This is a genomic window from Flavobacterium sp. J372, assembly GCF_024699965.1.
In the GTDB taxonomy this organism is placed as follows: Bacteria; Bacteroidota; Bacteroidia; order Flavobacteriales; family Flavobacteriaceae; genus Flavobacterium.
This window is the reverse complement of sequence record NZ_JAJOMZ010000004.1, coordinates 1,177,693-1,193,132: the sequence shown is the minus strand read 5'-3', so window position 1 is coordinate 1,193,132 and position 15,440 is coordinate 1,177,693. Positions and strand designations below refer to the sequence as shown.

The following is a 15,440-nucleotide window of genomic DNA, read 5'->3' as shown; positions in this document are numbered from 1 at the left end:
ATTACACATTTATAATTAAGTTTTCCATCATTTTAGTGTGCTTTTCAGGGTTATAAAAATCCTGGTATGCTTTGTTATTTGCCAATTTCTCACTACTTGTAAGCGGCTTTATATCGTCGGCAGTATTTAAGTCGTCTTCAAAGATAAAGAATATGAATCCATTATCTTTTAAGAGATGTATCATATTGTTGTCTTTGCGCAGGAACACCTTTACACCCAGCCCAAGCAACAGGAAAATATTACCGGCCGCTTCCTGCCTTCTGGCACCGAAAAAAGCAACATCAATATCGTAAAGCAGCTTAAAATACTCATCTTTGGCCATAAACTCTGTCAGCGGGAAGAATTTGTCTCCAAATAAGGTGCGCCCGTATTCTAAAACATCTTTCTTTACGCCGCTATCACCATAGCTTAATGGCACAACAACCTTATTAAAAGCATTTGAACCTATCAGGTGCAGCTTATCAAGAACAGTTCTGTGATTTCCGTTTTGAGATGCAGAATTATTTACAATTATATTCACCCTGTTATTAACGGTTGTATTTGGCAGTAAATTTTCAGCTAGGCTTGCGTTGTAACCAAAGTATTTAAACTCGGCATCCGTATCAAAATGATGCTTTAAAAGTTTAAAGTCATACGGATTCCAAAAGCAAAAATAGTCAAGCTCTTTAATGAACTTTTTGTATGACGCAAATGGGAATGCATGATAAAATGCCAGGAATTTAATTCTGGAGATTATTGATGCCATGCGCTGGTTAATTGATTTTACCGGTTTAGAAGTGTTGTCTATCAACTCATAATTAAACTTTTTGTGCAACACACCATATAAGTCGGCCCCCTGAAATATCCAGTATGTCTTGATACTCTTGTTCTTGTGCCTAATATTATTAACTATGGCAGCCTTAGCATCAGTAAGATAATGCACGAATATGCTGGTAACACCGGTTTTGGCTACAATATCACTGATTGCATTTACATCTTTACGGTTTGTGAGAGAAAGAAATTTTACATCACTGCCTGATACATACCGGGGCTTCCAGTTTTTTGAATTTGATTTCTGTACAATAAATATATTTTTGCCCGGATAAAACCTTTCAAAAGTATTTATTGATCCATTTATAAATTTCTCGTCATTAACCAGGTGCAGGTTCATATTGCAATGTGTATGTATCAGCTACAGTTAATCAGTGTGAATTAAGGTTTTTTATATTCAATAATACGTGGCACAAGATCTTTTGTGATATAAAGGCCCTCAGTATATTCAAAGTAGCGTGAATTGGTTGGTTTGCCTTCAAGCCATTCAATAATCTGCGCCGGGAGGTTTATACCTGCAAGGTGGCTTAGCGGATAATGCCCGGAAATCCTGCAGTTCATTTCTATAACCTTAAGTTCATCGCTGCAATCGAAGCAGTCAACAGACAAAATTACTTCATGCCTGAAAAGTTCGCTTAGCCTGGCTGCAAGCCCGTCAAATGGCTTTGATGCTACAACCTGCCCCAGGTCTGTTTCTCCTGCCCTCATTTCCAGCTTAGACTTTGGTATACATTTTACAAAATTACCTTCAAGGTCATTTATAACATCAAGTCCATACTCCTGGCCTTTAAGCTTTTCCTGAAAAATTATCATCTCATCAGGGGTTATTGCAGATTCATATTTTAAGTAGCTGCTGCCAATTTCTTTTAACGACTTATTATAAAACACTTCAAGCTCTTTCATGTCATCAGCCATATAAATACCCATTGAGGCCATGCCCCATCTTGGCTTTATCACAATTGGGAAATTTATTTCACCATTGTCTAATGCCTGATGAAGAGAATCTAAGTTCTTATAGGTTTTAGGTGTGCCTATATTATTTGACCTGAGGAATTCATACGTTTTCCATTTATCGTTGCATATCTCTACGACGTCATGGCCTGAAAGCAATAATTTAATACCGTTGCTTTCCTATCTTTTGTTTATTTTGAGCCAACACCAGCAAGTCAATATCAAATACCGAGATTATGGCTTTAATATTTTCTTTATGGCAAAAATCTAATATAGCATCAATGTAATTATCACTATATATCAAAGGAGATATAAAAAAACCGTCAGCATCCTGCGTTGCAAGCGATGGAGCTGAATTTGACACGAATACTTTACCTTTGCCGCTAAGTACTTCCTGAAAATATTTTACCAGATATGACCTTCTGCCGGCAGAAGTTATTAATATATTCATTATTTTAATTTTTTTAGTTTTCTGATAATATCTTCAATATCATCAGATTTTAATAAATCGTAATTGTCTGTTATAATATCTTTTGGAAAATCCCACCAGCATAGCTCAAGCAAGTCTTTTATTATACTTTCGCTAAACCTGTATTTTAGAATTTTTGCCGGATTACCTGCCACAATTGCATAAGGCGGTACATCTTTAGTAACCATTGCATTTGCACCTACCACTGCGCCATCGCCAATTGTAATGCCGTTTGCTATGGTAGAATTGGCGCCAATCCACACATCATTTCCTATCTTGGTTTTATTTTTAAACCTGTTATATGCAGGCTGTTCTTCAATGGGCTTGATACCATAAAAATCATTATAATAAAAATCATGGGTAGATAGTTTGCTGTAATTATGGTTGGCGCCGCCAATAGTAACTCCCCAAGATATGGCACAAAACTTACCAATTACCGAGTGCATGATAATATCATTAACACCAAAATATGAATAATCACCTACAGATGAATGGTAAATCAAGCTGTTCCGATCTATTTTATTGTATCCGCCCAGAACGCCTGACATGATTCTTGAGAAGTCACCTACTATACATTTAACGCCAACTTCAGAATCTGTTACCCTGCAATCCCTGAATAAGGAAGACTGGCCCAGGACACGGGAGTTCTTTACAAAGATGTTTTCTCCTTTGAATACAGTATCATCAATAACTGAATTTTCAATATGCATAGGCCTTAGTTATTTTGGACTCTTAGTAATAACCTGCATATTAAATCTACTTCTTCAAGAGATAAATCATAATACAATGGCAGGCATAGTACTTTTTTTGATATTGTATCAGTAACTTCCAGTTCTACAGGGTTAAGGTATGGCAAAGTATTGGCAAGTGAAGGGTAAAAATACCTCCGCGCACCAATATTGTTGCCTGCAAGTTTCTGGACTGACTTCAGCAATAATTCTTCTGATTCAAAAACCACAGGATAATAGGCATAATTCTGAGCCGAATCTTTGTGCCATTTCGGCCTTACTGCTTTCAGGCCCTTAAGCTTTTCATCATACCTTTCAGAAATTTCCTTTCTTTTATTGTGTATCGCCTCAATATATTTCAGGTTAACCAAGCCCATAGCTGCATGCAGTTCTGAATTTTTTCCATTTATGCCGAGCTCTGCAAATGCTTCCGGACCATTAAACCCGAAATTGCGCATGTAGGCAAGCTTTTTAAGCAGTTGTGGGTCTTTTGTAACAATCAGCCCGCCTTCACCCGAATGGTAAAGCTTGGTAGCGTGCAGGCTGCATGTAGAAACATCGCCATACTCAAAAACCGATTTTCCTTTTACTTTTACTCCAAAGGCATGAGCCCCATCATAAATCACCTTGAGGTTGTGTTTTTTTGCGATAGCTTCAATCTTCTCAACATCACATGGGTTGCCGTAAACGTGTGTGGCAAGTATAGCCGAAGTTTTATCTGTAATGGCCTTTTCAATTGAAGCCGGGTCTATATTAAGATTGTCCCTGTTGATATCTGCGAATACAGGCGTACAGTTTTCCCAAACTATGCAGCTTGTTGTAGCTATAAAAGAAAATGGGGTTGTAATTATTTCGCCTGTCAGGTTAAGTGCCTTAATTGCCATTTGTAAAGCAACTGTGCCATTAGTCACAAACAGCAGGTGAGACACGCCAAGGTGCTGCTTTAATTTCATCTCCAGGTCACTGGCAAGAGGGCCCATATTTGTAAGCCACTGTCTTTGCCATACACCTTCAAGGTAAGCATTATATTCTGCAAGCGGCGGTAAGAAGGGTTTTGTAACTGGTATCATAAAGCACTAATAATTTTACAAAATAAACAAAACAGCATTATCAACTATGCTTTTTTAAGCAATATTTTCTTCAGGTCAGAAATGGCATTGAACTTAAGCACATAACATAGCAAAAGGTATAAACCAAGGCCAAAAGCAGAGCCGGCTATTAGCCTTACAATATCAATAAATGCCGGAGCCATCACGTAAATGTCAAGCAGGTAAATACTAAGCCCCGCCACGGTACCTACAGCCATTGCAGGAAGAATATCGCGCAATTGCTGCCAGGCTGAATAATTAATAAATCTGCCAGAATAAAATGAATTAATGAAAAACGCGATAAAACTTATAATAACCTGGCCGAATATCAATGCTATTATACCAAACTGTATGCTTATTGCTATAGATATTACTACGAGGATTTTTTTTACTATTTCTATACGCAAAAAAAGGTCAGACCTGCCTTTAATCTTAAGTATAGTAAGGTTATATGACTGTACCGGGAATATAATACCTGTAATGCAAAGCGCCTGGAAATAGGGAACTGCCGGAAGCCATTTTTCAGTAAACAAAAACCTAAAAAGCGGCTCTGCCAAAACCCCCCATAAAAATCATTACCGGAGATAATACAAAAACTACCATTTGCATTGTCTGCTTGTAAACCCTCTTAAGCCGCACGTCATCATCATTTATCGATGCAAATAAAGGAAATGTGACTTTGTTGAGGGCATTGGTAATATTGCTTACCGGCAATTGTTTCAGCAAATTTGCCCTGGTATAAAAACCAACCTGTACCGGCGAAAAGAAACGGCCTATAATTATTTGATAGATGTTGGTAAAAATTGTATCCAGCACGCCTGATATAGCAAGGTTATAACCAAACCTGAAATGATACTTAAATTTTTCTTTGCTGAAAACCAGTGACGGCGCCCATCCGGAACGAATCCATATTTGCACAGTACTGAAAAAAGACTGTGCCAGCCCCATCCATACAAGGCTCCACACACCATAATCTAAGTACGCCAGTATAATACCTACTATGCCCGAAAATACAAGCGATGGTAATGAGACTAAAAGCTGTACCTTAAAGTTCATTTCTTTGGTAAGCCTGGTTAGCTGAACTGCAGAAAATGCATTGATGATGAAGGAAAGGCAGTATAGCCTGACGATACCCGTTAAAATTTCCTGGTTATAAAAGTCGGCGATCAACGGTGCCGTGAGAAATAATATAATATATATTAAAATACTCATGGCAAGGTTAAAGAAAAATACGGTGGAATAATCTTCCTGGTCAGGTTTAGCCGTTCTTATCAATGACTGGGCAAGGCCGCTATTTACCAATGTGGTAGCAAGGGCCATAAAAATGCCAATCATACCTATAAGGCCAAATTCTGACGGATCTAAGATACGTGCGATAACGATAGACACCAGGAAGCTGATACCCTGAGACCCGAACTGCTGGGCAAATATCCAGACGGTACCACTGATGGCTTTCTTTCTTAACGACATACCTTTAGATCTTTAATAGAAGCGTTTTTATAGCCGGAGCAATTTATTGATATTGTTTTTGGTAGTATTCTTTATAAGCGCCGGATGTAACACTGTTTAGCCACTCTTCATTTTGTAGGTACCAGTCAATGGTTTTTTCAAGGCCCTGTTCAAAAGTTACTGACGGTTCCCACCCCAGTTCTTTATTTATTTTAGACGCATCTATAGCATAACGAAGGTCATGGCCCGGGCGGTCTTTTACATACGTAATCAACTTTTCAGATTCCCCGCTTTCACGTCCAAGCTTTTCGTCCATTTTAGTACACAGCAGCTTTACAAGATCAATGTTCTGCCACTCGTTAAACCCGCCTATGTTATAGGTTTCGTGGTTTTTACCATTGTGGTAAACAAGGTCAATAGCGGCCGCGTGGTCTTCCACAAAAAGCCAGTCCCGGGTGTAACGCCCGTCTCCGTATACCGGCAGCGGCTTATTATTTATGATGTTATTTATGAATAACGGAATCAACTTTTCAGGAAAATGGTAAGGCCCATAATTGTTAGAGCAGTTTGTAATTATATAAGGGAGCCCGTAGGTCTCGCCATATGCCCTTACAAAATGGTCTGATGCTGCTTTTGATGCAGAATAAGGTGAATTAGGAGAGTATGGTGTAGTCTCTGTAAACAGGCCTTCTTTGCCCAATGTACCATACACCTCATCAGTGCTTACGTGATAGAACCTTTTGCCTTCATAATTACCTTTCCAGCTGTCTTTAGCCGCATTAAGTAAATTCATGGTACCAATAACATTGGTCTTTACAAAAATTAGCGGGTCGGTTATAGACCTGTCAACATGAGATTCTGCAGCAAGATTGATTACGCCTTCAAAATCATGCTCAGAAAACAAACTATCTACAAAAGCCGTATCTGTAATATTGCCTTTTACAAAAACATAATTAGGAGCATTTTCTATATCCCTTATATTTTCAAGATTACCGGCATATGTAAGCGCATCAAGATTGTAAATCTGTACGTCCGGATAGTTGTTTACAAACCTCCTCACAACGTGTGATCCTATAAATCCTGCACCTCCGGTTATCAATATTTTTTTCATTAGTCTTTACCTTTTAAATGATTATCATGTAATAACCCATTTTATAAAAATCTATTATATCACCCGCATAGTTAGTTGCAACAGGCTATATAATTTTATTTTCCTATGCTGCTAACTATAAAGCCTATTTTTTGCAGTTGGTCACTATCAAGTATATTACGCCCGTCAAACACAAATGCAGGTTTTTTCATATTATCATAAATACGCTGCCAGTCATAGCCTTTAAATTCATCCCATTCGGTAAGTATTGCTATGGCATGTGCATCTCTGCAAGCTTCATAAGGGTCAGTATAAACTGTAATTCCTTTCCTGTTTACTGAAGATCCGCGTGTTGCAAGGTAGTCCATATCGCGGTAAATGGCTTCTTCTTCTACTTTAGGGTCATAAACCGCAATACCTGCCTGCTCGTTTAAAAGGTCATCCGCTACATATATTGCAGCTGATTCCCGCGTATCATTGGTATCTTTTTTAAATGCCCAGCCAAGAAAAGCTATCTTTTTGCCTGATACGGTGTTGTAAAGTGTCTTTACTATGTTTGATGCAAACCTGCGTTTTTGGTGGTCATTCATTATGATTACCTGTTCCCAGTAATCGGCAACTTCGGTAAGCCCGTAAGTGCGTGCAATATATACCAGGTTCAGTATGTCTTTCTGGAAGCACGAACCGCCGAAACCAACCGATGCTTTAAGGAATTTTGGGCCAATGCGGCTGTCTGTACCTATTGCCCTCGCCACCTCGTTCACATCAGCGCCTGTCCTTTCACAAAGCTCAGAAATCGCATTGATAGATGATACACGCTGTGCAAGGAATGCGTTGGCTGTAAGCTTAGAAAGCTCTGATGACCATACGTTGGTGGTAAGTATACGGTCTTTCGGTATCCAGTTGGCATATACCTCAACAAGCGCGTTCATGGCCTCCTGCCCTTCAGGGGTAGTGTCACCCCCTACAAGCACACGGTCAGGGTTGAGCAAATCATCAACTGCCGTACCTTCGGCAAGGAATTCAGGGTTGCTCAGTATCTGGAACTTAACACCGTTACCTGTGTTTTCAAGGATGTTCTTCACAGCCTCTGCAGTACGCACGGGAAGCGTTGATTTCTCAACCACAATCTTATCACTTTTAGCCACAGCAGCTATCTGCCTGGCGCAAAGCTCAATATACTTAAGGTCGGCAGCCATGCCTTTACCCACACCATATGTTTTGGTAGGTGTGTTTACAGATATGAAAATCATGTCGGCCTCTTCAATCGCCTTTTCCACATCTGTTGAAAAGAAAAGGTTTTTTCCGCGCGCTGCAGCCACAATATCGCTAAGGCCAGGCTCATAAACCGGTATGTTGTTTACATCCTCATCATTCCAGGCTGCAATACGTTCTGCATTAAGGTCAACAATATTTACCTTAATATCAGGGCACTTATAGGCAATGACAGACATTGTAGGGCCTCCTACATAACCTGCGCCTATACAGCATATATTTTTAACTTTCATCTAATGTTCTGTTACAGTTTACCGTCAGCTTTAGCGCCCAATATGCCTTTTACATCATATACAACGCTCTTTTCTTTCTTAAGGCCGGCAAAGTCAAGTTCCTTAAATTCATTATGTGCCACACCAAGTATAATTGCATCATATTTGTCTTTAGGCAGCTCGCTTACCGTCTCAATACCATACTCATGCTGCACCTCTGCAGGGTTGGCCCATGGGTCGAATATTGTCACGTTAATGCCGTAATCTTTCAGCGCCTTTATAACGTCAACTATCTTTGTGTTACGTACGTCAGGGCAGTTTTCCTTGAAAGTTATACCCAGCATTAGTACGCTTGAACCATTTACAATCACGCCTCGTTTAATCATAAGCTTCACTACCTGAGAGGCTACATATTCTCCCATGCTGTCGTTCAACCTGCGCCCTGCAAGGATAATTTCAGGGTGGTAACCCATTTCCTGAGCCTTTTGTGCAAGATAGTAAGGGTCGACTCCTATACAGTGTCCGCCCACAAGCCCCGGCTTAAACGGAAGAAAGTTCCATTTTGTGCCCGCAGCCTCAAGTACGGCATGCGTATCAATATCCATGCAGTTGAATATTTTAGAAAGCTCATTAACGAAAGCAATGTTGATATCACGCTGCGAATTTTCAATCACTTTAGCAGCTTCGGCCACTTTTATGGTTGGGGCAAGGTGTGTACCTGCCGTTATAACGCTTTTATAAAGCTGGTCTACCTTCTGGCCTACTTCGGGCGTAGATCCAGCAGTAACTTTAAGTATTTTCTCAACTGTATGCTCTTTATCACCCGGGTTGATACGTTCCGGCGAATATCCTGCGAAGAAATCTTCGTTGAATTTAAGTCCGCTTATCTTCTCCAGCACCGGCACACATTCATCTTCGGTCACGCCCGGATATACTGTAGATTCGTAAATTACGATATCGCCTTTTTTAAGCACCTTGCCTACAGTTTCGCTCGATTTGTAAAGCGGGGTAAGGTCGGGCCTGTTGTTTTTGTCAACCGGCGTTGGCACAGTAACCACATAATAGTTACAGTCTTTAATATCGTCAAGGTTTGTGCTGCAGTAAAGGCCGTTTTCGGCAGATGCAGATTTTTTAAGTACTGACTGAAGCAGCTCGTCTTCCACTTCAAGGGTACTGTCTTTTCCTGAGTTCAGCTCGGCAACGCGGCCTTGATTGATATCAAACCCTACTACAGAGTATTTTGTTGCAAAAAGCCTCGCCAGCGGAAGGCCTACATATCCTAATCCTATTACTGCTATTTTCATAACGTTACTTATGATTGTGTTGTTTTGTTACTATTTAAGGTTTTCCCAATACCATTTCACGGCCTCTCTTAGCCCCTCACCCAAAGAATATTTCGGGTTATAGCCAAGGAGTGTGCGCCCTTTATCAATGCTTGCCAGTGAATGCGGAATGTCGCCTGCACGGTTTGGCCCGTAAATTACGTCTACATTGGCAATGGCAGGGTCATATTCGCTCAGGTATTCTTTTAGGTATTTTATAAGGTCGTTCAACGTAGTACGGTCTCCAAAAGCCGTGTTGTACACAGTGTTTACAGCAGACGGGTTATCTGTAGTCATGGCCAGCTCGTTCATCTGAATCACATTGTCTATATACGTGAAGTCACGCGAGAAGTTACCATCACCATTTACCGTAGGGCTTTGGTGTGCCATGAACTGTAATGTAAATTTTGGTATTACTGCTGCATAAGCGCCGTTAGGGGTCCTGCCTGCGGCCGAATACGTTGAAATAGCGAAGGCCTATACATTCTATGCCATACGTTTTACTGAAAACATCGGCATAAAGCTCGTTTACATACTTGGTGATAGCATATGGTGATAATGGCCTGCCGATAACATCTTCCACTTTAGGAAGTGATTCTGAATCTCCATAAGTTGATGAACTTGCCGCGTACACAAAGCGCTTAACGCCTGCATCGCGCGCGGCAACAAGCATGTTCATAAAACCGCTTACGTTAACATCATTACTGGTTATTGGGTCTTTTATAGAGCGCGGCACCGAACCAAGAGCTGCCTGGTGAAGCACATAATCCGCGCCTGTAACTGCTTTCTCGCAGTCGGCTATGTTGCGTATGTCGCCTTCTATAAGAGTAAATTTCGGGTTGTCGGCATGTTGGGCAATGTTCTTCCTGTGGCCTGTGGCAAAATTGTCAAGACATACCACGGTGTAGCCTTTGCCTAAGAAATAATCACATAAATTAGAACCAATGAACCCCGCACCGCCGGTAATTAGGATTCGTTTATTAGTAGTCTCCTGCATGTAAAGTAATGGTGTTTTTATATGCTTATTTTTAGCTGTGCAAATATAGAGACTTAAATTTGATATGTCCCTTATTCCTACAATTACATTAACATTTCTTAATATTTCATGTAAATATACAATTCTTTGCGTAAACCACGCGAAGAAGGTGTAATTGTAGTAAAATATACAATTACTAACTTATTTATTTAAAGAAAGTTAACTGCTTATTTTCCGGCAAGGGAATTTTCAAATGGTACACGGTGCATAATACTGCGCCCTAGGGTAACTTCGTCGGCAAATTCAAGCTCATCTCCTACAGAAATGCCTCTTGCTATAGCCGATGTAACCACGCCGGTATCTTTTACCTGGCGGTAAATATAGAAATTGGTGGTGTCGCCTTCCATGGTGGGGCTAAGCGCGAAAATTAGTTCCTTTACGCTGCCTGACCTTACTTTTTCAATCAGCGGAATTATGGTGAGCTGCCCCGGGCCAATACCGTCTATGGGTGATATCTTTCCGCCCAATACATGGTACACCCCGCGGAACAATCCTGTATTTTCAATCGCCATTACATCGCGCACATCTTCAACCACGCAAATAAGGGAATGGTCGCGCTGCGGGTTGATGCATATTTCGCACAGCTCCACATCGCTAATGTTATGGCACTTTTTGCATTGCTGCATCTGGGTGCGCATTTTCAGAATGGCATTGGCAAGCTCTTCAGTCTGCCCCTCCGGCTGGCGGAGTAAATGCAATGCCAGCCTCAATGCTGTGCGCTTACCTATGCCGGGCAATTGGGAGATTTCGGCTACGGCCCTTTCCAGTAATTTCGACGACATTTCCATAGGGTGCAAAGGTAGTGAAAGCTGCAATTTAGCAACACAGATTGAACAGATTTAACGGATAGTCACGGTTTATTTTTGCCACGAACATAATGAACCCGACTGAGTGAAGCTGCTGCCGCCCTACCGGATTTCGCGTAAAAATCAAGGACAGGCTTTATCGTGGGGAGAAGGAAAGCGATCCGCGAGTGAGCGGCGCAGCAAGCGAACGACTCGGGTCGCATGGGCCGAAGCCTGACGTAGATTTTAAGTGAAATTAGGTCAGGCTTGAATTTTTGTTTCTTTTGTTTCAAGACAAAAGAAAAGAATAAAAGTTTTCTTTTATTTGTAATACAAACAATAGAACATGACCCCGGAAACCATACTCTCTATAATCATCGTTTATTTCGGGCTGCTCATCCTTATATCAAGGGTAGTCAGCAACAAGAACAGCGATAATGACGCTTTCTTTAAAGCCAATAAAAACTCAAAGTGGTATCTGGTTGCATTCGGCATGATTGGCACCGCGTTATCGGGTGTCACGTTTATATCCGTTCCCGGTGAGGTTGGCGCACCCAGCGGGGCACAGTTCAAATATTTTCAGTTCGTTTTGGGCAATGCCATTGGCTTTTTGCTAATTGCAAAGGTACTGCTGCCTTTGTATTACAGGCTGAATCTTACCTCTATCTATGGGTATATTGAGGGCAGGCTGGGCTATTACAGCTACAAGACGTCGGCTATAATATTTTTGATAAGCCGTACTATAGGGTCAGCGTTCAGGCTGTACCTGGTGGTAATTGTGCTGCAGCGCTATGTTTTTGACAACATTGTTGAAGGCGGCATACCCTTTTGGGTTACTGTACTTTGCTCACTGATGCTGATATTTGCCTATACCTATAAGGGCGGACTCAAAACGATTATTATTACCGATACTTTGCAAACGCTGTTCTTGGTATCGTCAGTATTCTTTACCATATATTTTGTGTGTGACAGTCTTGGGCTTTCTTTGCCGGAAGCCTTTGAAACTGTAAAGAACAGCGGCTACAGCAAAATATTTTTCTGGGAAGACTTTTTAAGCAGCAAGTTCCATTTTGTGAAGCAGATACTTGGCGGCATTTTTGTAACTATTGCGATGGTGGGGCTAGACCAGGACCTTATGCAGAAAAACCTCAGCTGCAAAAACATCGGAGAGGCGCAGAAGAACATGTTTACTTTCACCGGAATATTTGTTGTAATCAATATCTTCTTCCTCGGAGTAGGCGCATTGCTATACATTTACGCAGAGCAAAACGGCATCGGCATACCAACATCAAACGGGGTTCCGCGTACCGACCTGCTTTTCCCTGAAATCGCTTTTAACCACCTGGCAATTGTTCCGGCGGTGATATTTCTTTTAGGACTTACAGCAGCTACATTTGCCACAACCGACTCTGCCCTTACCGCGCTAACTACCTCTTTCTGTGTGGACTTCCTGAATATGGACAAAGCTGAAAACCTGGCAAACCCAACAAATGTGAGGCGCAGGCACATGGTACACATCGGCTTCTCACTGCTTATGTTCCTGGTAATACTCGTTTTCAACGCGCTAAATGATGAGTCGGTAGTAAGTATGATTTTCCGCATTGCAGGCTACACTTATGGGCCGCTTCTTGGCTTGTATGCCTTCGGGCTTTTCCTGAAAAACCTGACCGTGCGCGATAAGCTGGTTCCGATAGTATGCATTGCTTCACCGTTCATCACACTTTTCCTGAGCCTGAACTCTGAAATGTTTTTCGGGAGCTATGTATTTGATGCCGAACTTATCATCGTGAACGGGCTCATCACTTTCCTGCTGCTGTTATGCATCAGTAAAAAAGCTCCGGCAACTCCTGCTAATATTGATTTATCGAGAGCATAACCAGCGTACAGCCAACTTCTATAGCAATGCCGTTCTGCTTTAGCAAAGCATAAAGCTCAGGGTTTTCTGTCCCCGGATTGAAGATAACACGTTTTGGCTTCAGGCCTATGATGTAGTCGTAATACTGGCGTTGGTTCATGGGGTTAAGGTATAAGGTTACCGTATCAACCCCGTCAAACTGCACGTGTTCTTTTTCTATTGTAATGCCGTCAAGCTCGTCCTGCTTCTTCCCTACCGCCACAACGGGGTGGCCATAACGCCCTAACATCTTAATCGCCTTATATGCATACCGGCCGGGATCTGTAGATGCGCCCATTACCAGTGTTTTCTTTTGTACACCCATGTTACTTTTTTATTTAAAGATAAAATTTATGCGAGAAATATCAACGGGTTTTAACAAACTGAAGATTATAATTTATAACTACTTTAAGGTTCAGATACGTTACTAATTCTGCTTTTAGAATAGTAAATAATTCATTTTGCAATGTTGCCTTATTAAATGCAAAACTCCGGCATGCACCGGAGTTATTCTTCTCAAAGTATGTACTTCTGCTTACGGCTTTATTGTTTGTGCGCAAACGGTTGCTCCTGTTAAGCCAAAGCTAAGGTTAAAGTTAATCTGCCCCCCGACAATAGCGTTGTTAAAAGTATAATTAGCTTGTGCAGTGCCCATACATGCAGCAGTAGCTTCGGCACCATCAGAATAATTACAACTCGCTATTGAAGTATATCCGTCAGGACACATACCGTTCAGCACTGCATTCCAGAATCCGAATCCGGGCCATGAGTTAGGAACCGCTTCAAAATCATCGGTAATGGGATTTCTGACTACCCCATCCAAAACTTTGCTGTTATTTGCATCAAGAAAAGTAATATCGTTTATAAAAGCCTTTCCGTTGCTAATGTTTAATCGCATCACAACATCAGTAATAGCCGGGTTGTCAATCATTTGCTGATCAACAAACTTTTGTAATACGTAAGCTGAGTCCTTCAGCGCAGCTGCAGCTTCATAACTATCATTGTAACTAAATAAAAAGGGCTTTATACCATACTGTCCGCCGCGCCTTGTTGCAGCATCTGAGTGAGCATCAACAAATGCTTCCTCGTTAAAAGGAACACTTTGTGACTCAGATGTTGTTGTTTCCTCATTACTGCACGAAACCACCCCGGCAAATAACGCAAGGGCAAATACTGATTTGAAAATTGTTTTTTTCATTGTAAAAATTTTTAAGTTGGATGACAAATATAATAAGAAGTATAATAAGACAAATATTTAGTTAAATTATTAATGTTAATATAATAAAAAAGCTGAAAATTTAATAATTAACTAAAAAATAATCTATCCCAATGGTATCAATACTTTGAGTTATTCAAGTTTTGTAATAGGTAAATTAATCTGTTGAAATTGACGATAACTAATTTAAAATTGCTATACATGCGGCCTTATTAACCCCAAAACTTTACACTTTCTTTATCTTTCTTAAACATTGTATATCAGCAAAGAGGCGCCTGCCACTCCTGCTAATATTGATTTATCGAAGCATAACCAGTGTACAGCAACTTATATGGCAATGCCTTTTTGCTTTAGCAAGCATAAAACTCAGGGTTTTATGATTAACACACCATGTTATATATATTTAAATCAGCCCCGCACCCAGTGCAACAGCTATGATAATGAGCATAATTGCCACAGTTTGCTGTACAGATTTTAAAGTTACTTTTTTCAAAAGCCTGTTGCCAACGTAAGCTCCTAATATTCCTGAAAGCGTTGCAGCCACTACCAATATCAAGTTTTGAGAAAGCCCGGCGCCTGTAAAATTTAAAGCATAAATTCCCAACCTTGTAATATCTACAAAGGTTGACACTACTACCGCTGTTGCAATAAATGCTTCTTTTGAAAGCCCTGCCTTGATAAGAAATGCGCTCCGTAATGCCCCCTGAACTCCTGACAGCCCACCGAAAAATCCGCTCATAGCACCGCCAACAGCAAGATGCTTTTTACTGAACTGCAGCCTGCTGAAATAAGGTATTAGTTCTATGAGTGCAAAAAACATCAACAAAATTGCAATTGTAAGCTTTACGGGATATATATTGAAAGTAATGCCCACCGCCCAATAACTGAATAAAGGCTTTAAATTTGTAATCTGTAATAAAAGCCATGAACCTAGAACTGCAAACAGCACCGCAGGAATACCAAACCGTAACACCACTCCTTTATCAGCATGCCTGCCTACCAGCAAAAGCTTAAACAGGTTATTAAATAAATGCACTACTCCTGTGAGGCCAATGGCAACTTCAACAGGAAAAAGAACATAAATACCGGCGCAAGTATGGTACCCAGGCCAAAAC

Annotated in this window: 15 protein-coding genes and 1 pseudogene; 1 reads left to right on the top strand and 15 read right to left on the bottom strand. The window is 40.8% G+C overall.

Annotated elements, in window-relative coordinates:
* Position 1: 1 nt before the first annotated feature.
* The 12 genes and pseudogenes from LRS05_RS05955 to recR form a co-directional block, all read right to left on the bottom strand.
* A complete protein-coding gene (locus LRS05_RS05955) occupies positions 2-1,150 on the bottom strand; it encodes a TDP-N-acetylfucosamine:lipid II N-acetylfucosaminyltransferase (protein ID WP_257867466.1) in 1,149 nt (382 codons plus the stop codon).
* 41 nt (positions 1,151-1,191) lie between these two features.
* On the bottom strand, positions 1,192-1,920 hold the full coding sequence (locus tag LRS05_RS05950; protein WP_257867465.1) for an ATP-grasp domain-containing protein: 729 nt from the start codon (positions 1,918-1,920) through the stop codon (positions 1,192-1,194).
* 4 nt (positions 1,921-1,924) lie between these two features.
* Positions 1,925-2,212 (bottom strand): hypothetical protein, encoded by a 288-nt coding sequence (locus tag LRS05_RS05945; RefSeq protein WP_257867464.1) that lies wholly within the window; start codon positions 2,210-2,212, stop codon positions 1,925-1,927.
* Positions 2,212-2,940, bottom strand: coding sequence for a CatB-related O-acetyltransferase (locus LRS05_RS05940; RefSeq protein ID WP_257867463.1), 729 nt, complete (start codon positions 2,938-2,940; stop codon positions 2,212-2,214). The genes LRS05_RS05945 and LRS05_RS05940 overlap by 1 nt, the downstream gene beginning before the upstream one ends.
* A 5-nt stretch (positions 2,941-2,945) precedes the next feature.
* Positions 2,946-4,028: a DegT/DnrJ/EryC1/StrS aminotransferase family protein gene (locus LRS05_RS05935; RefSeq protein WP_257867462.1), complete on the bottom strand. Its 1,083-nt coding sequence runs from the start codon at positions 4,026-4,028 to the stop codon at positions 2,946-2,948.
* 44 nt (positions 4,029-4,072) lie between these two features.
* The gene (locus tag LRS05_RS05930; protein ID WP_257867461.1) at positions 4,073-4,579 is read right to left on the bottom strand and encodes a polysaccharide biosynthesis C-terminal domain-containing protein; all 507 of its coding nucleotides are present in this window, start codon (positions 4,577-4,579) and stop codon (positions 4,073-4,075) included.
* Between the two features lie 4 nt (positions 4,580-4,583).
* On the bottom strand, positions 4,584-5,516 hold the full coding sequence (locus tag LRS05_RS05925; protein ID WP_257867460.1) for a lipopolysaccharide biosynthesis protein: 933 nt from the start codon (positions 5,514-5,516) through the stop codon (positions 4,584-4,586).
* 43 nt (positions 5,517-5,559) lie between these two features.
* Positions 5,560-6,606 carry a dTDP-glucose 4,6-dehydratase gene (gene rfbB, locus LRS05_RS05920; RefSeq protein WP_257867459.1) on the bottom strand — a complete coding sequence of 349 codons (1,047 nt, stop codon included), beginning with the start codon at positions 6,604-6,606 and terminating at the stop codon, positions 5,560-5,562.
* A 95-nt stretch (positions 6,607-6,701) separates the two neighbouring features.
* The gene (locus tag LRS05_RS05915) at positions 6,702-8,093 is read right to left on the bottom strand and encodes a UDP-glucose 6-dehydrogenase (RefSeq protein ID WP_257867458.1); all 1,392 of its coding nucleotides are present in this window, start codon (positions 8,091-8,093) and stop codon (positions 6,702-6,704) included.
* Between the two features lie 11 nt (positions 8,094-8,104).
* Positions 8,105-9,376 (bottom strand): nucleotide sugar dehydrogenase, encoded by a 1,272-nt coding sequence (locus LRS05_RS05910; RefSeq protein WP_257867457.1) that lies wholly within the window; start codon positions 9,374-9,376, stop codon positions 8,105-8,107.
* 30 nt (positions 9,377-9,406) lie between these two features.
* A pseudogene (locus LRS05_RS05905) lies at positions 9,407-10,391 on the bottom strand (SDR family oxidoreductase).
* Positions 10,392-10,597: 206 nt separating this feature from the next.
* Complete coding sequence (gene recR / locus LRS05_RS05900) at positions 10,598-11,218, bottom strand: recombination mediator RecR (RefSeq protein WP_257867456.1); 621 nt, start codon at positions 11,216-11,218, stop codon at positions 10,598-10,600.
* Positions 11,219-11,561: 343 nt separating this feature from the next.
* Between recR and LRS05_RS05895 the strand changes: the two genes are divergently transcribed.
* On the top strand, positions 11,562-13,091 hold the full coding sequence (locus LRS05_RS05895) for a sodium:solute symporter (RefSeq protein ID WP_257867455.1): 1,530 nt from the start codon (positions 11,562-11,564) through the stop codon (positions 13,089-13,091).
* Here LRS05_RS05895 and LRS05_RS05890 read toward each other — a convergent pair.
* The 3 genes from LRS05_RS05890 to LRS05_RS05880 all read right to left on the bottom strand — a co-directional run bounded on the left by LRS05_RS05890 (position 13,066) and on the right by LRS05_RS05880 (position 15,361).
* Complete coding sequence (locus tag LRS05_RS05890) at positions 13,066-13,434, bottom strand: CoA-binding protein (RefSeq protein WP_257867454.1); 369 nt, start codon at positions 13,432-13,434, stop codon at positions 13,066-13,068. The genes LRS05_RS05895 and LRS05_RS05890 overlap by 26 nt on opposite strands.
* A 210-nt stretch (positions 13,435-13,644) precedes the next feature.
* Positions 13,645-14,307 carry a hypothetical protein gene (locus LRS05_RS05885; protein WP_257867453.1) on the bottom strand — a complete coding sequence of 221 codons (663 nt, stop codon included), beginning with the start codon at positions 14,305-14,307 and terminating at the stop codon, positions 13,645-13,647.
* Positions 14,308-14,728: 421 nt separating this feature from the next.
* A complete protein-coding gene (locus LRS05_RS05880; protein WP_257867452.1) occupies positions 14,729-15,361 on the bottom strand; it encodes a sulfite exporter TauE/SafE family protein in 633 nt (210 codons plus the stop codon).
* Between the last annotated feature and the right edge of the window lie 79 nt (positions 15,362-15,440).

Excerpts from the sequence above, each read along its gene's own strand:
- LRS05_RS05915 (WP_257867458.1), bottom strand. The coding sequence starts at position 8,093 with ATGAAAGTTAAAAATATATGCTGTATAGGCGCAGGTTATGTAGGAGGC.
- LRS05_RS05895 (WP_257867455.1), top strand. The coding sequence starts at position 11,562 with ATGACCCCGGAAACCATACTCTCTATAATCATCGTTTATTTCGGGCTG.
- recR (WP_257867456.1), bottom strand. The coding sequence starts at position 11,218 with ATGGAAATGTCGTCGAAATTACTGGAAAGGGCCGTAGCCGAAATCTCC.
- LRS05_RS05935 (WP_257867462.1), bottom strand. The coding sequence starts at position 4,028 with ATGATACCAGTTACAAAACCCTTCTTACCGCCGCTTGCAGAATATAAT.
- LRS05_RS05885 (WP_257867453.1), bottom strand. The coding sequence starts at position 14,307 with ATGAAAAAAACAATTTTCAAATCAGTATTTGCCCTTGCGTTATTTGCC.
- LRS05_RS05955 (WP_257867466.1), bottom strand. The coding sequence starts at position 1,150 with ATGAACCTGCACCTGGTTAATGACGAGAAATTTATAAATGGATCAATA.
- LRS05_RS05925 (WP_257867460.1), bottom strand. The coding sequence starts at position 5,516 with ATGTCGTTAAGAAAGAAAGCCATCAGTGGTACCGTCTGGATATTTGCC.
- LRS05_RS05910 (WP_257867457.1), bottom strand. The coding sequence starts at position 9,376 with ATGAAAATAGCAGTAATAGGATTAGGATATGTAGGCCTTCCGCTGGCG.
- LRS05_RS05945 (WP_257867464.1), bottom strand. The coding sequence starts at position 2,212 with ATGAATATATTAATAACTTCTGCCGGCAGAAGGTCATATCTGGTAAAA.
- LRS05_RS05940 (WP_257867463.1), bottom strand. The coding sequence starts at position 2,940 with ATGCATATTGAAAATTCAGTTATTGATGATACTGTATTCAAAGGAGAA.
- rfbB (WP_257867459.1), bottom strand. The coding sequence starts at position 6,606 with ATGAAAAAAATATTGATAACCGGAGGTGCAGGATTTATAGGATCACAC.
- LRS05_RS05890 (WP_257867454.1), bottom strand. The coding sequence starts at position 13,434 with ATGGGTGTACAAAAGAAAACACTGGTAATGGGCGCATCTACAGATCCC.